Here is a 20,450-nt window from a genome sequence, read left to right as displayed (position 1 = left end):
GAAGAAATGTTTGACTTGCTCATTTGCTTTTTTGATAGTGTGTGCTCACTTAAAATTTAACGTTGGCGCTTTGTTTTGTTCAGTTTTCAAAGAGCAATTTGTTGTCGTTTCTTTCAGAAGCGACCTCTATAATGTAACATATTGTGTCACGTTTCGTCAACAACTTTTTGAACTTTTTTTCAATAGCTTGTTAGCCGTTTGTGTTGCTGTCTTAGCGACAAGAAATAATATACCATGTACAAAAAAGGTTTGCAATACGTTTTTATAACTTTTTTCAAAAATGTTTTTTTCTTGTTCCTGCCATTCTTTTTGCCTTTTAATGCCAAGCCTCAATCCTCATACCACACGAATCGAAGCATATTTACAAGCAAACGCAAATAGACATATAAAGATATCTTTTTCCCGTGAGGTGAAGCAATGGATCTAACATTAATCGGATTACTCATTTCCTACAGTATGGCTCTTTACTTATTCAGTACAGCCTTTTATGAAGCCATTCGGTTCAGCAGAGAAAAAGGCAAGGTGAATGGTACGACGTTTTTATTCAGTTTCACTTTCGCTTTGATTTTTACCAGGATCACCTATTTGTTCCACCCTTATTAAATAAAGCAGTAAGTCGGTTCGACTTACTGCTTTTATACGGAGACCGGTGATTCTTTGAGCACTTTGCTTTTCCTTTCATCCCTTAAGAATATCATCAAACCGGCCAATATGACGGTACCCCCGATAACCTGCGTCCAAAGTATCGGTTCATCCAATATGAAGTAAGCCAGAATCGTAGCTCCAACCGGCTCAAGTAAAATCCCCATCGAAATGGTGGAAGTGCTCAACCATTTTAATGACCAATTGAATAATGAATGTCCCAATAATGTAGGGAATATGGCAAGCAGAATGAAATACATCCAATCGGCAGCCGGATATGGCGCCAGCGGCTCCCCCTTGAAAATCACATATAGGAACAATGTGACCGCACTGATAGCATAGACGACAAATGTATATGTTATAGAAGATATGCGTTTTCTAACATTTTGTCCAAATAGTAAATAACCCGTTACAAGCGCACAGGCGATAAGCGAAAGAATGTCACCCCAAAGCGCCATGCCGCTTATTCTCAAATCACCCCAGCTGATGATGAGACTGCCGGCTATCGCAATGATGCCGCTCATTATCGCCTTCATTGAAAATCTTTCTTTAAAAAAGAAGTATGCCCCCACAAAAGCGAATAAGGGCTGGAGGGTGACAAGCACCGTTGAGCTCGCGACCGACGTGTAATTGAGTGATTCAAACCATAAAATAAAATGAAATGCCAGGAACACTCCTGACGCAACCGAATACAACCAGTCCTTTTTCTCAATGAATGCCAGCTCATGGCGATATTTCATCAAGAAAACAGGCAGCATGAACAGAACGGTAAATAATAAACGGTAAAATGCTATAACACCCGATGGAGCAGTCGCTAATTTCACCAGGATGGCAGAAAACGAAACAGATGCCACCCCGATCGCCAACGCTGCATAAGGATTGATCTTTGGCATTTGCATACACGTTCCTCCTTTCAATTTGGATTACCTCTCGATGAACTCTATTCTACTATGTTAAAATCATGGGAGTAAGCTTTTTTGAAAAAAGGGTATATGGAAACAGGTGGAACAATATCTTATTCTTCGATAATAGTTCGGAAGTGGTGAAACTACATGGAATGGACATTCGATCCTCAATCAGAACTGCAAATCCTTATCAAATTGGGGATTTCAGCTCTCCTTGGACTCATTATCGGGCTTGAGCGAGAAATGAAACGGAAGCCTGTTGGCTTAAAAACAAGCCTGGTCATTTCCATCGTCAGCTGTTTACTGACGATCGTTTCCATGGAATCCGCTTATAAGTTTCCGGGGAGTGACCACGTAAACATTACGATGGACCCTTTGCGGCTCGCCGCACAGATTGTATCCGGCGTCGGTTTCATCGGGGCAGGCGTCATTCTTCGCCGTGACAATAACAGCATATCCGGGTTAACGACTGCAGCCATCATTTGGGGAGCGGCCGGTATCGGGATTGCCGTTGGAGCCGGATTCTTTCTTGAAGCGATTGCCGGTGTCATCCTATTGATCATCAGCGTTGAATTGGTTCCCGCCATCGTCACTTGGCTCGGACCGATGAAATTACGGCAAAAGGAAATCTTCCTGCAGCTAGTGGTGCAAAATAAAGAAGACATTGCCGTCGTCCTGAAAAAAATCAAAGACGAAAAGATATTCATAAAAAACCTGAGAATCAAGGATGTTGCAGAAGGACACCATCTTTTGACGCTCAAGGTTTTGGTCGACAATAAAGTCAGGACCTCGGATGTATATTATACCGTCTCCACCCTTAAGGAAATAGCGCGGGTAGAGATCGAAAATGCGTAATGTATAGTAATAAAGAAAGGGAGTCGAAACCAACAGATTTCGACCCCTTTTTTATATCCAGGTAACAACACCGTTCAGCTTTATACCTATGAAAATGGTGTTTCAATTTCGGGAAACGGCCTTTAAAATCAAGAAAAACTGCACCACATTTGTTAGTCTCTCAAAAAAATTGGGGTGCAGTTCACTTTGTGGTGATCCCCCCGTTAGCCATCATGGAAGATTCACTCCTTTTTTATTAGCCGCTATCGTACTCTTCCTATTTACTCCGCACCCTGATTTGCTGTGATTTCCACTATCGGCTCAAATAGGCCTTTTCCTTCGTTCTTGTTTAAGCAATATGGCCAGGTGCTTTGCTTTTCTTTGATTGTGGATAAGCCCCCTGCAGTATTCCTTGAGTTAACCAGGATCCGAAAAGACCTGCACCTGCATAATCCTCATAAACCGCCGTGAAAGGGCTAACATTATGATACAATTGCAATTGCATCGCAGTTATAATCAAAAATCTCTTTAGGTAAGGAGCGATGAAAGTGAAAAAAGCGAATCTCTGTTTTATTGGTGCTGGATTTCATGCATCTACTAATATTTATCCTTCCGCTATCGAAGCAGGTGCAGCCATACAGGCTGTCGCCACAAGGAATATTGAGCGCTCTAAAGCTGCCCTTCAGCGTTTCGGAAGCGAAGGGACACCCTATGAAGACTATAAAAAAATGCTGCAATCCGAAGAGTGCGACGGGGTTGTTGTAGTCGCTCAGCCAGAAGATCAACCTTCTCTTGTGATGGATTGTATCAAGGCTGGAAAGAATGTATTTGTGGATAAACCTCTAGGAATGAGTGCTGACGAAGCTGCCGAAATTGCAGATGCTGCTGATGAAGCTGGCGTGACGGTAATGGTAGGGTTTATGAAACGTTTTGCTCCTTGTTATACTAAGTTAAAAGAGATCATCGAAAATGGCAGTCTTGGAAATGCCCGTTCGTTTCAAGCAAGGTTTGCAGCAGACAGCACCCCATTTTGCAAAGATGATGACCAGTTCATTAAGTTTGCTGCCATACATATCGTTGATTTAGTACGCCACCTATTCGGAGAAGCTATATACGTATCAGGTTTTAAGAATAGTGATAATGAGTTCATTTCTCAAACCATCTCACTAAAGTTTGAAAATGGTGTTGTCGGCAGCCTTTACTTTACTGGAATGACCGCTTGGTCTCGCGAAAGTGAAAATATCCTTGTTACATTCGATAATGGATTTGCTTTTGCAGATGAAGTGAATTCACTTACTATCCATAAATCACAAACATTCAGTGATTTGCCATGGAAGTCTCTTGAAGAGGCTGACACTGTATTTACTCCATCTGCATCCCCTATGTCTGGAACTTACAGGGATCTTTATTTACGTGGCTTCGTTGGAGAAATGATTCATTTTATAGACTGTTGCAAAAATAAAAGAAAACCCACTTCCAATGGAACTGACAACGTTCATACAATGTCTCTTTGCGACCGTATTTTGTCTGAGTTAATCTAAGCATTCTACAGCCATTTCCTTAGATATATACAAGACCTAGAGGAATATTCTAAATTGAGAAGTTACATATCATACGTTTTAGCTTTAGGCGCGGTACGTGAGCCTTCCTGGCGCTTGCGCCTGCAGGGTCTCACGTAGACGTGCATTTCCTAAACGAGAAGTTAATTGGTAAACAAGACCGACCTGCCGCCATATTTTTCATAATAAAGCCTCCTTACCTTGTTTCTATCAATATAAGGATAAGTAACGCGCCAACGTTGGCATCGACTCTATTCATTTCAACGTATTCCATTTGAACCGTTTACCTGCCCTCAAACATTTTTTAAAAAAAACTTTCATTCTTATATTGACTTTTCCTGAAAATCCGCTAAAATAATTATTGTACCTTAACCCGGGGCATTAGCTCAGCTGGGAGAGCGCTACGCTGGCAGCGTAGAGGTCAGCGGTTCGATCCCGCTATGCTCCATACTTAAAAAACCCTTGATATTTCAAGGGTTTTTTCCTATTTATATACCACTGAGTACCCGGAAAAAGTCGCGGCGGGAACGTGAAGCGATGCCAGTGACTCTTAGAATATTCAAGTAGAAAGACGACTGGAGTCAATTGGCGTTACCTCTTTCTCTCATTTTCCATAATCGCAATCCCTTTTTATCGATTGAGCAAATTCAACTTTAAAAAGTTTATCTACCCAGACTCTAGCTGGATCATGCATGACGAATTCCGGGTCCTATCCATTAATTTAGTATAGGCGATCCTCTGCTTCCCTCTCCGAAATATTCAACCTTCTTTGAACCTCTTGTACAACTCGGGACGTATATCTAATCTTCAACATGTCCTAGTTTACCTTCATTTTTTCAACACCACCTTGTTATAATGATATACTTTGAAGCTTCAGGAACCGAAAGCTGGTCATCTCTTCTTTCAAAGTGTTCAAACGAAGGCAGCTTTTCCCCGGTATTTCTTCGAATGTTACCTCCATGAACAAAAAACCTACCCTGTTTAAGGAGTAGGCGCATTCGTATCATTTACTTCTGGATCTGGCAGTCCGTTAAGAAAAGGTGCGATAACCCTTCCCAGTCTTTGTATTCCATCGATTATTTCTTTCTCATTGGCATAACTGAAGGAGAGCCGCAGAAACTCGGTTCCATCACTTTGATTCAAGAAGAAGTATTTACCCGGAACATATGAAACCCCCTCAGCCAGAGCCTGTGGTAATAATTCAGACGTATCAACGCCGGGAATCCTCACCCATACAAAATAACCGCCAGCTGGCACATACCAGGAAACGGGGTCAGGAAGAAATTGTTCCATCGCACGGAGTAACACGGCACATTTGGCACGATATACATCCTTTAGAAGGTGCAGCCGTTTCTCGAAATTCGTATTTTCCAGGTAAACAGCCATTGTACTTTGTGAAAATGGATGATCTAAATCTTTTTTAAACCACTCTGATGCCTTGATGAACTCACTATCTCCTGCTATCCACCCAATCCTCATTCCAGGCGCCACCACCTTGGATAATGAACCAACGTGGAGGACGCGGCCGCATTCATCAAAGGATTTTATGGGCGGAGGATTTTTATCGAAGGATAACTCCCCGTAAGCATCATCCTCGAGTATGAGGAAATCGAACTCGCTGGATAGTTCCAATAAATGTTTCCGGCGCTCAGTGCTCGTCGTCGTCCCGGTCGGATTTTGATAGGTTGGGATGGTATATAGAAACCGCGGGAGAGCCAGGCCGTTACGTTTCCTTTCAACCAACATTTCCTTCAATCGGTCCGTTCGGATTCCTTGCCCATCTATAGGGATACTTATGATCTGCTTCGTATAGTTTTGAAAAATCTCCAAAGCCTCCATATAGGTGGGAGATTCTACAGCTACGACCGCTTGATCATCGAGGAGAATGCGGGCAATCAGATCGATTGCCTGACAAGCACCTGAAGTAATCAAAAGCTGTTCCTCCGAAACGAAAACTCCACGCTCTGCCAGCCTTTTCTGGATTTGCTGTTTTAATCTCGTTACTCTCGGGCTTCCGAGATAATGAAGCGGCAAATCGTGCTCTTCATCGAGAAGTCTGGCTACCGCTGCTTTAATCTCCTCGGCAGGAATCAAGGCTGGATCCGGATAACCTGAACTCAAGCGAATGCAACCATCCGGCAAATTCGGCATCCAGGCACCAGGGGGATCATTCTTAAATGCCGCTTTACTATTTTCCGAAAAATAAGTTCCAACCTTCACTTCGGCCACACAACCTTCCGTCAATTCGAATAGATTACTACGTTCTTCAATACTTTGCGGATAACCATCCGTTTTACATCATCTCCGCTTATGGAGACAGCAACGCCTTTTTCATATTGCAAAAATAAAGGAAGGCAGTTCATCCGCCTTCCTTCACCTTTTACGAACCGCTTCCTGTCACCTATCACCCATTATCGGATCTATTTTGCATTCAAATCGGGTTGATGGATTCCGAATATATTGCCTTCGGTATCCGTATAGTATCCTTGCCATGCCATTCCAGGAAGGGCATATTTAGGCATCGACACTTGGCCGCCACCCGCAATGATCTTCGCTTCCGTTGCATCATAATTTTCCACACCCATTGTACATGCAAATGCATTTAACGCTTGATTCGTTTCCGGTGGAGCCGTTTGACGCTGCATCAGGGCTCCATTGACCCCAGGCTCGTTTTCATCGCCCGTTACGGCTCCAAAGTAGGGCATTCCTGCATAGTCACTCCAATCCTGAAAGGACCATCCGAATACCTCTCCATAAAACTTCTTTGCACGATCCATATCATTCACATGAATTTCGAAATGAACTAACCTTCCCATGTTTCCCTCCTACTTTCAAAAAAAATAATATGTCTTATTTATCATTATAATAGATATGTTAATAAATTCAATTATCAGATAAATGTAATCTTTTATATATACGCCCATAGCTTTGGAGCAAGTCAGTTAACGGTTCATCGCTGATGCCCTGCCGTTTATGGTTGTATATTTCTTCCGCCTCTTCCGTGGCCAGGTCACCGGTATACCAAATCTTTGCGAAACTATGCGTATATTTTTGCGAAAGGTAGACGAGACTGCTAGTAAATAAAATCTAGGAGGTTATCAAAATGTTCCGATTCGGGAAAGGAAAGCATCGTAGTAAGGTAGGCAAATTAATCGATAAGCATGGATATTCACAAGAGGAGTTTGTAAGTGCTTCTGGCATATCACGGAATACGATAAGCAGAATTTGCAGCGATCCGAAGTACGTGCCTTCAGCCGGAGTATTAAAGAAAATGATGAAGGCCATTCGGAGTCTGGATCCCCATGCAAAGTCGGATGATTATTTTGATATTTAAGGATGAAGAAAACGCAGGCTCTGCAGGCCAATCCAGCTATACTCCATAACGGAAAAAACCCTGAAATCCATTCTAGGGTTTTTTTGCTCTTTCATCCCATTAACATCGCAGCACATCTTCAAGCAGGTTTCCATTGTCGGTCAGGGACAAGTGCTTATGTATCTGCCGCAGCTATTTCCGGCTGAACATTCTCTTAATGAATTGGACCATAGGTGTCACGATGGTTTCACGTAAATTCGTGAGGGCGTAGCCGATCAGACCCATCAATATCAAAGCCAATATTAACCCTATGATCAATCCGGTCGTTTCTCTAAGTTCTTCAAAAACAGCAGCCATTCCTTATCCTCCCCCGCTATCCGGTATGACTTATTTTACCTCTTCACCAATTATAGATACCCATTCTTATTAAATATGGTTCATTATACCGTATTGGCTGAATATGGTCGAGTTGCCACTTCTATCACCTCCCGCAAGCGTTTCACTTTACATGAAAATAAACAGCTTCATAAAATGAAAACCCTTTCTTTTGTCCAAAACCGACAAATACGAGACAGAATTATTGGTTTTTTCGAACATTGTGAATATTGTCGAAAAACCGTAAGCTTAATGCATGAATACATCTTCTTAGGGGGTGCGCTTTATATGGAAGCCATTACAAGGGACTTTTTCTTGTTTTTATCTAAAAATAACATGCTAAATAACATTGCCAAGAAACGCGGAGGAAGCTTCGCCGCCGGTAAGATCATTGGGGGCACGGATTTCCAAAGCTCGATTAAATTCATTAAACAGCTTAACGATAGTGGCTTATCGGTGACCGTCGACCATCTTGGGGAGTTCGTTGATTCAAAGGAAGTGACTCAGGAGCGGACGGCTGAATGCATCGAAACCATTGAGATGATCAGCAGGGAAAAGCTCGATTCACAAGTTTCCTTGAAGATGACTTCCCTAGGTCTGGATATCGATCATGCACTGGTCATCGAAAACATGACGAAAATTCTCGATACAGCTGAAAAGCATGGTGTCATGGTCACGATTGATATGGAAGATGAGGTTCGCTGTCAGGCAACCATCGATATTTTTAGGCAGTTCAAAGAAAAATACAACTGCATAAGTACTGTACTCCAAGCATATTTATTCCGCACAGAGAAAGATTTGGATGACCTTGGTCAATATAAGCCATTTCTTCGTCTCGTTAAGGGTGCCTACAAGGAATCTCCCGAAGTGGCATTTCCCGAAAAGGCAGATGTGGATGAAAACTATAAAAAGCTGATTAAGCAAAGTCTGCTTAACGGCAATTACACAGCCATCGCTTCACATGATGACAAAATCATCGAATATACAAAAGAGCTGGCGAAAAGGCACAATATCCCAAATACACAATTTGAATTTCAAATGCTTTACGGCATGAGAAACAAAACCCAGCACGAACTGGTCAAGCAAGGTTACAAGATGCGTGTCTATGTTCCATATGGCCTCGACTGGTATGGGTATTTCATGAGAAGGCTTGCTGAGCGGCCATCGAACATTTCCTTCGCTTTCAAAGGGATGGTCAGAAGCTAACCGATACAGCGAAACATTTGAAACGCTTCAAAAAATCCATGAAAAGGTGTGATCATCAATGATTTCATATAAACACGAACCATTTGTCGATTTTACAAACGAGGAAAATAAAAAAGCATATGAGGCAGCCCTTCATACAGTAGAAGGCTACCTAGGCCAAGACTATCCCCTATACATCGGTGCCGAAAAAGTGACGACTGACGAGAAAATCGTTTCCTATAATCCTGCGGATAAAGAGGAAGTCATCGGCCGCGTATCAAAAGCGAACAAAGACCTTGCTGAAAAGGCGATGCAGGAAGCCGTCACCGCTTTTGAAAGCTGGAAAAAAGTGAAGCCGGAAATCCGTGCTGACGTTTTATTCAAAGCCGCTGCCATCATTCGCAGACGCAAGCATGAATTCTCGGCATTATTGACAAAAGAAGCAGGTAAACCTTGGAATGAAGCGGATGCAGATACGGCTGAAGCGATCGATTTCCTTGAATTCTATGCGCGCCAAATGCTGACACTCAAAGATGGCGTGCCTGTTCAAAGCCGTCCGGGAGAATATAACCGTTATGATTACATCCCACTCGGGGTCGGCATCATCATTTCTCCTTGGAACTTCCCATTTGCGATCATGGCAGGTACCGCTGTTGCAGCTATCGTCACTGGAAACACCATTCTTTTGAAACCAGCTTCGACCACTCCTATCGTCGCCGCGAAATTCGTTGAAGTGATGCATGAAGCCGGCCTTCCAACAGGTGTATTGAATTTCGTCCCAGGAAGCGGAGCCGAAGTCGGGGACTATCTAGTGGATCACCCAAAAACACGTTTCATTTCCTTCACTGGTTCACGGGATGTAGGTCTGCGCATTTATAAACGTGCTTCGGAATTGAATGAAGGCCAAATTTGGCTGAAGCGCGTCATTGCTGAAATGGGCGGAAAAGATACAATTGTCGTCGACAAAGAGGCGGATCTTGAATTGGCCGCTCAATCGATCGTCAAATCGGCATTTGGCTTCGCCGGTCAAAAATGCTCTGCATGCTCCCGTGCCGTCATCGTGGAAGATGTCTATGACCAGGTTTTGGATCGCGCTGTCGAGTTAACCAAGCAGCTGACTGTCGGGAATCCTACCGAGAATCATTTCATGGGCCCGGTCATCGATCAGGCAGCCTTTGACAAAATCATGAGCTATGTTGAAATCGGTAAAGAAGAAGGACGCATTCTTGCCGGCGGAGAAGGAGATAGCTCAAAAGGCTACTTCGTTCAGCCGACGATCGTGGCAGATGTCGATCCGCAAGCAAGGCTGATGCAAGAGGAAATCTTCGGACCAGTCGTGGCGTTTGCCAAAGCGAAAGACTTTGACGAAGCGCTTGAGATTGCCAATAACACGGAATACGGTTTAACTGGTGCCGTCATTACGACAAATCGTCTGAACATGGAAAAAGCACGCGAAGAATTCCATGTAGGGAACCTGTATTTCAACCGTGGCTGTACAGGCGCAATCGTCGGCTACCAGCCATTCGGCGGGTTCAATATGTCTGGAACCGATTCTAAAGCAGGCGGACCGGACTACTTGCAGCTTCATATGCAAGCCAAAACAACATCCGAAACGTTCTGATAACTGTTTCAAAAAGCTATTGAAAAGGAAATGCCCTCGTTTTGCTGATGTATCTTCAACTATATGATACAATACAAAACGATGTAAATTGGAGGAAGTGACAATTAGGTTGCTTCCTCTTTTTAAACAAAAAATTAACTATTTCATCCTGAAGGGAGTCTTCCTATGATCGATATTTCATTATTACTTTCCATTAGCATTTATATGGCGGGCATGCTGTTAATCGGATATTTCGCCTACAAAAGAACGTCCAATCTGAATGACTACATGCTGGGAGACCGGGGTCTTGGTCCTGCCGTCACTGCATTAAGCGCCGGTGCTGCCGATATGAGCGGCTGGCTCCTGATGGGGATGCCGGGCGCCATGTTCGCAACAGGGCTCAGCTCGATATGGATCGTAATCGGCCTGACGCTTGGTGCTTATGCCAACTGGTTATACGTGGCACCTAGATTGAGAACGTATACGGAAGTCGCCAATAATTCCATTACGATTCCCGCTTTCCTGGAAAATCGTTTTGGCGAAGGCTCACGGATCCTAAGGCTCATCTCGGCATTGGTCATCCTGATATTCTTTACGTTTTACGTTTCTTCCGGAATGGTATCCGGCGGCGTTTTATTCCAAAGTACATTTGGCCTTGATTACCATGCTGGGCTATGGATCTTAACAGGCGTTGTCGTGGCTTATACGTTATTCGGCGGATTCCTGGCGGTAAGCTGGACAGACTTTGTTCAAGGGATCATCATGGTCGTCGCCCTTGTTCTTGTACCGATCGTTACCCTTTTCCATGTTGGCGGCTTCGGCCCTGTCATAGAAACACCGCGTTCCATTGATCCTGCCCTTTTAAATATTTTTACCGGAACGAGTCTTTTGGGGATCATCTCATTATTCGCATGGGGACTGGGTTATTTCGGACAGCCCCATATCATTGTCCGCTTTATGGCGATCAGTTCCGTCAAGGAAATAAAGAAAGCCCGTACCATCGGCATGAGCTGGATGATTTTTTCCACAATAGGTGCGATGCTGACGGGATTCATCGGAATAACGTATTATTCCCAGAACGGTCTCAAATTAGCTGATCCCGAAACGATATTCATAGAGTTAGGGGAAATTCTTTTCCATCCATTCATTACTGGCTTCTTGATCTCAGCGATCCTGGCTGCCGTCATGAGCACGATTTCTTCGCAGCTTTTGGTTACTGCCAGCTCTTTGACGGAGGATATATACAAAACCTTCTTCCGTCGCTCCGCTTCCGATAAAGAGCTTGTCTTACTAGGAAGGCTTTCCGTTTTGATCATATCCATCATCGCGCTCATTCTCTCTTGGGAGAAAAATGACACGATTCTTGGACTTGTCGGTTATGCATGGGCTGGTTTCGGATCTTCATTCGGTCCGCTTGTGCTGCTAAGTCTCTGCTGGAAGCGCATGACGAAATGGGGTGCTTTAGCTGGGATGGTCGTTGGTGCCGCGACTGTGATTTTCTGGTCGATGGCAGGCCTGTCCGATACGCTTTATGAAATGATTCCCGGTTTTGCCGCAAGCTTGATTGCCATCATCGTCGTCAGTCTGCTTACAGCTAAGCCATCTAAAGAAGTCGAACAGCAATTCGAACAATTCGAAAGAGCATTGGAAGAAAAATAAATCTCCTGTAAGGACCGAGTCCATGATGACTTTTTCATGGACTCGGTCCTTCTTTGCGCTTGCCCCTATACACATCTTTCGTTTATCAGTATTATTAAGGTGTAATCCACTTCAAAAAACTGGGGGCCATATATGTCATTAGAAAAAATCCTTACTCTCACAAACATCAACGATATAACCGATATGGTCAGCACATACTTAAAAAAACCTGTCGTCATTGAAAATGAACAATTTTTATTGCTGGCATATAGTTCGTATTATATCGAGCACTTCGACCAAGCCAACCGGCAAACGATCTTCACGAAGCATTGGCCGATCCCGATCTTGGAGAAATTCATGGATGAGGGCATTGTCGAGCAGCTTAAAACGGTGCAGCATCCATTCCGGGTAAAGCAAATCGAGGAAATCGGCTTAAATCAAAGGGTCGTTGTAAGCGCTGTCCATAAAGGACAGGTATTCGGGTTCATTTGGGTCCAGGAAACGGAAAGGATGCAGGATGCCGATTTGGACTTTTTACATGAGGTGTCCCATCATATCGGCAAGCTCCTCCATCAAAAAAAACAATTGAACATGAAAAAAGACGAAGAAAAGAACGAGTTCTATCAAAAGATCATTGACGAAGTCTATCAAACTGAAAATCAAATAAAATGGGAAGCGGCCAACATGGGCATCCTCATACCGGAAACTTTTGTCGTGAACGTCTTCACCATCGCCCAATCCGATGCGGAGCTTCTTGATGAATTGACGGATACAGTCAGCTTATTTGCCAATGCCTTGAATCATTTTTCCCATGTATTCACAAACCAGATGAAGGTCGTCGTCATCATTGGCAGCAATGGGAAAGGGAAAGGCATGCTGGCTGATAGCGCCCATGATTTCACGAATACGGTGCTCTCCCAGTTTCATGACCATAGGATCTTCCCTGGAATCGGAAATGAGTATTCATCGATCCTTCAATTGCGGAAATCCTATCTCGAAGCATTGGAAGTGATTAACGCCGCCAAATTCATCGGGCAGCCTGAACAGCTTCCCTTTGAATACAGCAAACTAGGTATTTTCCGTTATCTCGAAATGATCTCCAATCATCACACAAAAACGAATTATGCCAACAAAGATTTACAGATTCTTGAAAAGAAGGACCAAGAAAGCCAGACGAAGCTCCTCCAGACGCTGGAGGTATATTTGCTGAACAATTGCCGGATCAAGCCGACAGCTGAGCAGCTATACATTCATACGAACACCTTGAAATATAGATTGAATCAAATAGCCGAGCTTACATCCATCGATTTTGACGACATGCATTCGCGAATACAGTACTACATCGACCTACAGCTCATGAAGCAGAAAAAATGAATGGGCATCCCCTTGCCATGTTCCATACTCCAGAACCCTTGCGGCACAAGGGTTTTTTTCATGCTTCGCGCCGGGTGCACGCTTCAATGGCATTATGTGAGCTCATTTACACTCGACTTTTCATGACTGAAGCTTCGACTCCGCTTCAACGATTGCCCTGTTCATCGAAGCTCCGGGCTGTTCCAGCATCTTCCCATGGCCTACAGCAAGCAAACGCGGTTTATAGCTTAGTAATTTCTTAGCACTTTCAAGAGCAATCCGCTTATCCCAGGTGGCAAGGGATGGGAAAGGAAATAATGGCTTGATCACACCATTCACCGCCGTTCCCCCTCTCGTTTGCAGGGCATCGCCGGCAATCAAGCTATGATTCCGCGTGTCGATCAGCGAAATCGAGCCAGGTGTATGCCCGGGAGAAAGAATAACTTCCAAAGAACCAATCCGGTCCCCCTCTTTTAGGAAGGAGTCAGGCTCGGTTTGTATATTTTTTGGAATTCCCCCGCGGATTGGGGAATCTTCATTTTCCAGGCGTGCGGAATCTCCAGCAAGTAAAGCTGCTTCCCTGATCGAAATGCTCACGTGCATATCGGGAAGCAACGCTTTTAGCCCGTCCAGTGCACCGACATGATCCTCATGCGCGTGAGTGATGATGATTCGTTTGATCGGTTTTCCAATCGTCTGCGCTGCCTTCACTATCTTTTTTGTGCTGTAAGGTAAGGCAGCATCAATTAAAGTTAGGCTATCCTCTTCTTCTACAAAATAACAATTCACAGGAAAAACACGCGGCATGAAGGATAGTTGATATACGGTACCTACCTTGGTCATTTTCATCTTATGACGAACGCCTCCCGCAAAACCAATTGACAATTAACTAATACGTTGAGTGTATCAAAAATATTCCATTCTTAGTTAGGCTGATGTCGGCATCCGCCCCGAAAAACAAGGCACCAGCAATATCGCTGGCGCCCTGTTTTCCATGATAAGTTACGATACTCTAATGGCACCGAGTATTTCCTGTTCCAGTTGTTTTGTTCTTTCCTCTTTCGTCGACTCGGACCAGCTAAAATATCCAGCCATATAGTCAATCACGGCACTTTTATGGGTTTGGACTAAATCGATATCGAATAAAAGGGTCCCCGTCCTGCGGAAAAAGAAGTCGACCGGTGTTGCCGCCATTTCATGATCCAGGGCATATCTCAACTGTACATACAATTTCTGCGGCAGACTTGTTGCTTCGTCACGATCGCTTTTGGCGATATCGAATAACAGAGGTGCGTTTGACCCATACATGGCCAATAGATCCTCGGAATCCTTGACAGATAGCCCAGAGTCCACTCCCGCTTGCCTATGTTGCTTAATATAGCTTGAAAATTTTCTCGATCCCCCGACATCGCCTCCGGAAATCGGCATGCCCTTCGTCTTGCTCGCGGGGTACGACTTATTGGACTTCCCTGCCACAAGGTCGACCGTCGTTTTCGCCATTTTGCGATAGCCGGTCAATTTCCCGCCCGCTATCGTGATCAGTCCCGAATCGGACTCCCAAATTTCATCTTTCCGGGATATTTCGGAAGGGTCCTTCCCTTCCTCCAGAATCAATGGTCTTACTCCGGCCCAGCTCGATTCGATATCATCCTCGGAAATCTTCACCTGCGGGAACATATAATCAATCGCCTTCAATAAGTAAGTTCGATCTGCCGATGTAACCTTCGGAACGGCCGGATTGCCATCATAAAACGTATCCGTTGTGCCCACATAAGCCTTACCTGCTCTTGGGATGGCAAAGATCATCCGTCCATCGGGCGTATCAAAGTAAATCGCCTGCTTCAAGGGGAATTTCGCTTGGTCGATGACCACATGAACACCCTTTGAAAGCTTCAGCGTTTTTCCCTGCTTCGATTGGTCCTTTTCGCGGATTGAATCCACCCAAGGTCCTGCTGCATTGATGATTTTGTCTGCATGAATTTCATACGCGCCCCCAGATAGTAAATCGGCAACCTGGACCCCAGATACCTTTCCGTTTTCATATAACAACTTATCCACTCGCGTATAATTAATCGGTGTCGCCCCTTTATCGACGGCTGCCTTCATGACTTCGATCGTTAGCCGGGCATCATCTGTGCGATATTCCACATAATAGCCTCCGCCCTTCAGTCCCTCTTTCTTCACAAGCGGCTCCCGGGCGAGCGTTTCATCTATTGAAAGCATCTTCCGGCGTTCGGCTTTTTTAACGCCTGCCAGGAAATCATAGACGCGCAGCCCAATGGAGGTACTGAACTTCCCAAAAGTGCCCCCTTTGTGCATCGGCAGCAGCATCCATTCCGGCGTGGTCACATGCGGCCCATTTTCATAAACGATCTCCCGCTCTTTCCCGACCTCAGCCACCATTTTTATTTCAAATTGCTTCAAATACCGCAGCCCCCCATGGACAAGCTTCGTCGAACGGCTCGAAGTACCTGCAGCAAAATCCTGCATCTCCACCAATGCCACCTTCATTCCACGAGTCGTCGCATCCAAGGCAATGCCTGCGCCGGTAATTCCCCCACCAATCACCAAAACATCATATTTATCTTTTTTCAGCAGTCCGATTGTTTCTTCCCGATATTTATTCGAAAACTTCATCCCTAACTCCCCCTTCATCAGCTTGTTTTACTAGTATATTTAGACGTTTACACGTCAGTTTGTGCCATTACTCGTTAATTTGCGTTCGTTACTCGCGAATTGGCGCTGCACTCGTGAGCTTTTGCTTTTATTGTTAATTGGTTCGTTTATCTTGGTTATGGCCCTTACTATCCATAATCTGGAAAGGAATACAAAAAAGAGACCATAAATGCACATTATCGTCTGCACGATAACGCATTCATGGTCTCTCCTGTTCTCCGGCCGAGTTATTAACTTGATTTCAGTATACCATACTCCATTCGATTTTAGAAAGGAATTGCCTTGTTTTTTTTATTTAAAGGCCATCGCTGCATGTACGGCTTTTTTCCAGCCTCCATATAATTCTTCGCTTGCTTGCTGTTCCATCGCTGGTTTGAAGGTTTTATCTATCGCCCATTGCCGGGAGATTTCTTCTTGATCCTTCCAATAGCCAACGGCAAGTCCGGCTAGATAGGCAGCGCCTAGTGCGGTCGTTTCGTTTATCGTCGGTCTTTCGACAGGCACTTGCAGTAAATCACTTTGGAATTGCATTAAGAAGTCATTTTTGACGGCCCCTCCATCCACTCTCAATGTCTGAAGCTCGATGCCGGAATCGGCCTCCATGGCGTCAAGGACATCTTTCGCTTGATAGGCCAATGATTCAAGCGTGGCCCGGATGAAATGTTCCTTTGAGGTACCGCGTGTCAATCCGAAAACGGCTCCCCGAACCTCGCTGTCCCAATATGGAGTCCCGAGCCCTACAAATGCCGGCACTACATATACGCCGTCCGTGCTTTCGACTCGTTTTGCATAGGCCTCGCTGTCCTTGGCATCAGTCAGCATCCGCAGTCCATCACGCAGCCATTGGATGGCTGAGCCTGCTACGAATATACTGCCTTCCAGGGCATACTCCACCTTCCCGTTCAATCCCCAAGCAAGCGTCGTCAATAGTCCATGTTCGGAACTGACAGCCTTGGTACCTGTATTCATGAGCATGAAGCAGCCAGTACCATACGTGTTTTTGGCCATTCCTTCACTGAAGCAGGCTTGGCCAAATAGGGCTGCCTGCTGGTCACCGGCCGCGCCTGCAATCGGAATCGATTGTCCGAAGAAATGATACTCGATCGTACGTGCGTACTCTTCGGACGAAGGCCTAACTTCCGGAAGCATCGATTTTGGAACGGTCAATATTTCCAGAAGTTCTTCATCCCATTTCAGTTCATGGATGTTGTACATCAATGTCCGGGAGGCATTGGAATAGTCCGTGACGTGAGCCTTGCCCCCTGAAAGCTTCCAAATCAGCCAAGTATCGATGGTGCCGAATAATAGCTTCCCTTCATCCGCCCTTTGCCGTGCGCCTTCCACATTATCGAGGATCCATTTCACCTTGGTACCGGAAAAATAGGCATCGATCAGCAATCCCGTCTTATCCCGGAATAGATCATTCAATCCCTTTTCCTTCAATTCATCGCAGATTTCGCTTGTTTGCCTGGACTGCCAGACAATTGCATTATAAACGGGGACCCCTGTCTCCTTATCCCAAACGACTGCCGTTTCACGCTGATTGGTGATCCCGATGCCGGCAACTTGCTCTGGCTTGACACCCGATTCCGAAAGCACCCCGGCGATTACCGCTAGAATCGATCCCCAAATTTCATTGGCATTATGCTCGACCCAGCCCGGCTTAGGAAAGTGCTGAGTGAATTCCTTTTGCGAAGAATGGACGATTTCGCCCTTTTGGTTAAATAAGATCGCCCGTGAACTTGTCGTTCCTTGGTCTAAAGATAAAATATATGTTTCCATGGTCAATGCCCTCCTTTAAATTAACTAGCGATATTCCTGCTTTCCAATTCATGCGCCTGCTTTTTTCCAAAAACATATGCTAGTGCCAATAGTATCACGCTCACTCCCAAAACGGACCAAAACCCTACTGTTATATCCCCCAAAAAGAAGGCTTTATAACAAACGGCACCAAGTGAACCTCCAACGATCGGTCCAACGACCGGAATCCACGAGTAGCCCCAATTCGAGTTTCCTTTACCCGGTATCGGCAGTAAAAAGTGCGCGATGCGCGGTCCCAGATCTCGGGCCGGATTGATCGCATATCCTGTCGTGCCCCCAAGGGACATCCCGATCACGACGATCAATAGGCCGACAGCGAATGGGTTCAAACCTTCCGTGAAATTATTGGCCCCGATGAATAATAAGCCAAGGATGAGGATGAATGTCCCGATCATTTCACTTAATAGATTGGAAAATGTATGAGGGATGGCAGGCGCCGTGGCAAACACACCAAGCTTCGCACCTGGATCCTCAGTAGCCTTCCAGTGTGGCAGATAATGAAAGAATACGAGGGCTGCCCCCAGGATTGCTCCTATCAGTTGAGCAGCGATATAAACCGGCACATCACTCCAAGGAAACTTTCCAATGATGGCGAATCCGATTGTAACGGCCGGATTCAAGTGGGCACCGCTTATCGAGCCGACTGCAAAAATGCCCATCGTAACCGCCAGTCCCCATGCAATCGTAATAACGATCCATCCCGCGTCTTTAGCATAGGAACCCTTCAAACTTGAACCTGCCCCGATACCTGCACCGAATACTATCAAAATCATCGTGCCTACCAATTCTCCCCAAAATGGTGTCATGAATAAAACCTCTCCCCTAATGAATTGTAAATCTTTGACAACAAATAAAAGGAGATTCACAGCAGAACCATCCTCATAAAAAACATGAATGGCTCTGTTGTGAATCTCCTAGTCTCCGTCACATATATTAACTTGTAATTTACAATATACTAGGTTGTGAAAACGCTGTCAAACACTTTGTGAAAAATCAATCTAGTATTTTGCATTTTTTTCTTTCATGCCCGAACGGTTCAAATGATATCCCATAACTCGGTTTTGGAAGTGGTAATGGCCGATGCGCCTGCCTCTAGGGCGTTCAAGACTTCATCCGAAGTCCGGATAAGACCTCCTGCAAAAATCGGTGTTTGTAACCGCTCCTTCACTTCTTTTATCATCCAGGGCATGGCCCCCGGCAAAACCTCAATGTAATCTGGCTTGGTTTTCTGCACCAGCTTGTAGCTTTTCTCCAGCGCATGTGTATCTATTAAAAAAATTCGCTGGATGGCAATGACACCCTTTTGCTTCGCTTTCAGAATAACGCTTGTTTTGGTGGAAATCAGCCCAAAGGGATTATATTCCTGACAAATGAATTCCGCCGCGTATTCATCACTTCTGATGCCATGGATCAAATCGACATGGTAAATCATTTTCTTATTATGCTGCTTTGCCATCATACTGACATTTTTCAATTGAGAGATATGAAGATCAAGAAATACCCCTATTTCATACGGGCTATCCAGGAATCTTTCGAAATCTTTCATGCTTGCCGAGGCAGGCAAAATCTTCTGATCCATTCATTTCCCCCCCTTATCTTCCGGAAAAAATCCAAACTTTCAGGAACTTAGTATATTTTAAAGAACTTGATTTATCAAACACATTTTTCTACCCCCGATAAATGGACGCGCGCGAAAATGTATGTACCCGTCATAAGGAAAGGGTCATTTTCAATCCGCCATCGACCAGCTCACAAGATCGGATCGTGCCTATCGGGATTTTCCTGACGATGTTCCAGGCATTCATATTCATTTTGATCCTTCTGTTATCATATTCAAATATGGGCGGTCTGTTAAAAAGCTTTTGATTTATGAAATCCCGATCTATTGGCTTCAACTCGATCAATTCGAATGTTATCGTTCTTTTTTCCGTATGGACCGGCTTTAATGCCATTCGGAATGATACCTTTTTCTTGAACATCATTTTCTTCACTTCGGTCGTTCCCCAAAGGACCATATGCTCTGGCGTAATCTCGACATGAATATCATGCTCATATAATCGCGTTTTTATCATTCTCTCCAGCATGGCTGCCGTTAGCGTGATCGGCAATCCCTTCCCAAAAATAGTCGATGCATCGAATGCACTCATCCTGCTCCCATCCCTTCCTACCTATTACCTCACAATATGGAACATCGGTTATAGCATATGTGAGGTCGGATTTCCTGTTCATTGCATCAGACCTCCCAATAATCGCTATATTCTAAATGTTTCGGTTTCAGACCTTGACCTTTGGAACAACTCCCTGTATAGTCGTAAGTAATTTAATAGACAACTCTTATCAAGAGAGGTGGAGGGACTGGCCCTTTGATACCTCAGCAACAGACTTTCGATGTACTGTGCTAATTCCAGAAGTGTAAAAGCTTGAAGATAAGAAGAGTACATGACCTTGTTGCCTACCCCTCTTCTTATCTTTAAGAAGAGGTTTTTTATTTTGGCCGTTTTCGCCTATTTTGTTGCTATTCACCAAGTCATGCGGTGTTGTTGATAGCC

General features: G+C 44.6%; 18 protein-coding genes, 1 tRNA gene and 1 riboswitch. Of the genes, 9 read left to right on the top strand and 10 right to left on the bottom strand.

All coding sequences use genetic code 11. The features are described from left to right. Positions 1 to 417 precede the first annotated feature (417 nt). A complete protein-coding gene (locus AS888_RS20445) occupies positions 418 to 603 on the top strand; it encodes a hypothetical protein (RefSeq protein ID WP_061143957.1) in 186 nt (61 codons plus the stop codon). 32 nt (positions 604 to 635) lie between these two features. Here AS888_RS20445 and AS888_RS20440 read toward each other — a convergent pair whose 3' ends face one another. Beyond that, positions 636 to 1,541 carry a DMT family transporter gene (locus AS888_RS20440; RefSeq protein WP_061143956.1) on the bottom strand — a complete coding sequence of 302 codons (906 nt, stop codon included), beginning with the start codon at positions 1,539 to 1,541 and terminating at the stop codon, positions 636 to 638. Between the two features lie 153 nt (positions 1,542 to 1,694). On the opposite strand from AS888_RS20440, the gene AS888_RS20435 reads away from it, so the two are divergent. The 3 genes from AS888_RS20435 to AS888_RS20425 all read left to right on the top strand — a co-directional run bounded on the left by AS888_RS20435 (position 1,695) and on the right by AS888_RS20425 (position 4,388). Next, positions 1,695 to 2,402, top strand: coding sequence for an MgtC/SapB family protein (locus tag AS888_RS20435; RefSeq protein ID WP_061143955.1), 708 nt, complete (start codon positions 1,695 to 1,697; stop codon positions 2,400 to 2,402). 527 nt (positions 2,403 to 2,929) lie between these two features. Continuing rightward, positions 2,930 to 3,922, top strand: coding sequence for a Gfo/Idh/MocA family protein (locus AS888_RS20430; RefSeq protein WP_061143954.1), 993 nt, complete (start codon positions 2,930 to 2,932; stop codon positions 3,920 to 3,922). Positions 3,923 to 4,315: 393 nt separating this feature from the next. Next, a tRNA-Ala gene (locus tag AS888_RS20425) sits at positions 4,316 to 4,388 on the top strand. 533 nt (positions 4,389 to 4,921) lie between these two features. Here AS888_RS20425 and AS888_RS20420 read toward each other — a convergent pair. Together AS888_RS20420 and AS888_RS20415 are read right to left on the bottom strand one after the other, a co-directional pair. Further along, a complete protein-coding gene (locus tag AS888_RS20420) occupies positions 4,922 to 6,160 on the bottom strand; it encodes an aminotransferase-like domain-containing protein (protein ID WP_061143990.1) in 1,239 nt (412 codons plus the stop codon). Positions 6,161 to 6,360: 200 nt separating this feature from the next. Next, entirely contained in the window at positions 6,361 to 6,756 is a 396-nt protein-coding gene (locus AS888_RS20415; protein ID WP_061143953.1) for a VOC family protein, read from the bottom strand. Between the two features lie 287 nt (positions 6,757 to 7,043). On the opposite strand from AS888_RS20415, the gene AS888_RS20410 reads away from it, so the two are divergent. Continuing rightward, a complete protein-coding gene (locus AS888_RS20410) occupies positions 7,044 to 7,274 on the top strand; it encodes a helix-turn-helix domain-containing protein (RefSeq protein WP_061143952.1) in 231 nt (76 codons plus the stop codon). A gap of 171 nt (positions 7,275 to 7,445) precedes the next feature. Here AS888_RS20410 and AS888_RS25985 read toward each other — a convergent pair whose 3' ends face one another. After that, positions 7,446 to 7,610 (bottom strand): hypothetical protein, encoded by a 165-nt coding sequence (locus tag AS888_RS25985; RefSeq protein WP_155645570.1) that lies wholly within the window; start codon positions 7,608 to 7,610, stop codon positions 7,446 to 7,448. Positions 7,611 to 7,916: 306 nt separating this feature from the next. On the opposite strand from AS888_RS25985, the gene AS888_RS20405 reads away from it, so the two are divergent. The 4 genes from AS888_RS20405 to AS888_RS20390 all read left to right on the top strand — a co-directional run bounded on the left by AS888_RS20405 (position 7,917) and on the right by AS888_RS20390 (position 13,425). Next, positions 7,917 to 8,834 carry a proline dehydrogenase family protein gene (locus AS888_RS20405; RefSeq protein ID WP_061143951.1) on the top strand — a complete coding sequence of 306 codons (918 nt, stop codon included), beginning with the start codon at positions 7,917 to 7,919 and terminating at the stop codon, positions 8,832 to 8,834. 58 nt (positions 8,835 to 8,892) lie between these two features. Continuing rightward, entirely contained in the window at positions 8,893 to 10,434 is a 1,542-nt protein-coding gene (gene pruA / locus AS888_RS20400) for an L-glutamate gamma-semialdehyde dehydrogenase (RefSeq protein ID WP_061143950.1), read from the top strand. Positions 10,435 to 10,599: 165 nt separating this feature from the next. After that, positions 10,600 to 12,072, top strand: a complete 1,473-nt coding sequence (putP, locus tag AS888_RS20395) for a sodium/proline symporter PutP (RefSeq protein ID WP_311316495.1) — start codon at positions 10,600 to 10,602, stop codon at positions 12,070 to 12,072. A 132-nt stretch (positions 12,073 to 12,204) separates the two neighbouring features. Next, the gene (locus AS888_RS20390; RefSeq protein ID WP_061143949.1) at positions 12,205 to 13,425 is read left to right on the top strand and encodes a PucR family transcriptional regulator; all 1,221 of its coding nucleotides are present in this window, start codon (positions 12,205 to 12,207) and stop codon (positions 13,423 to 13,425) included. Between the two features lie 120 nt (positions 13,426 to 13,545). Here AS888_RS20390 and AS888_RS20385 read toward each other — a convergent pair whose 3' ends face one another. The 6 genes from AS888_RS20385 to AS888_RS20360 all read right to left on the bottom strand — a co-directional run bounded on the left by AS888_RS20385 (position 13,546) and on the right by AS888_RS20360 (position 20,048). Continuing rightward, positions 13,546 to 14,253, bottom strand: a complete 708-nt coding sequence (locus tag AS888_RS20385) for an MBL fold metallo-hydrolase (RefSeq protein ID WP_061143948.1) — start codon at positions 14,251 to 14,253, stop codon at positions 13,546 to 13,548. Between the two features lie 153 nt (positions 14,254 to 14,406). Beyond that, positions 14,407 to 16,041, bottom strand: a complete 1,635-nt coding sequence (locus AS888_RS20380) for a glycerol-3-phosphate dehydrogenase/oxidase (RefSeq protein ID WP_061143947.1) — start codon at positions 16,039 to 16,041, stop codon at positions 14,407 to 14,409. Positions 16,042 to 16,371: 330 nt separating this feature from the next. Beyond that, positions 16,372 to 17,862, bottom strand: coding sequence for a glycerol kinase GlpK (gene glpK, locus AS888_RS20375; RefSeq protein ID WP_061143946.1), 1,491 nt, complete (start codon positions 17,860 to 17,862; stop codon positions 16,372 to 16,374). A 20-nt stretch (positions 17,863 to 17,882) separates the two neighbouring features. Continuing rightward, a complete protein-coding gene (locus AS888_RS20370) occupies positions 17,883 to 18,707 on the bottom strand; it encodes an MIP/aquaporin family protein (protein ID WP_061143988.1) in 825 nt (274 codons plus the stop codon). 230 nt (positions 18,708 to 18,937) lie between these two features. Further along, a complete protein-coding gene (locus AS888_RS20365; protein WP_061143945.1) occupies positions 18,938 to 19,480 on the bottom strand; it encodes a glycerol-3-phosphate responsive antiterminator in 543 nt (180 codons plus the stop codon). A gap of 130 nt (positions 19,481 to 19,610) precedes the next feature. Next, positions 19,611 to 20,048 carry a hypothetical protein gene (locus AS888_RS20360; protein WP_061143944.1) on the bottom strand — a complete coding sequence of 146 codons (438 nt, stop codon included), beginning with the start codon at positions 20,046 to 20,048 and terminating at the stop codon, positions 19,611 to 19,613. Positions 20,049 to 20,232: 184 nt separating this feature from the next. After that, positions 20,233 to 20,334: riboswitch (SAM riboswitch) on the top strand. Positions 20,335 to 20,450 lie beyond the last annotated feature (116 nt).

The sequence above is a fragment of the Peribacillus simplex genome, assembly GCF_001542915.1.
Classification (GTDB): domain Bacteria; phylum Bacillota; class Bacilli; order Bacillales; family DSM-1321; genus Peribacillus; species Peribacillus simplex_B.
The sequence above is the reverse complement of the archived record's forward strand: the minus strand, read 5'-3'. Positions and strand labels throughout refer to the sequence as shown.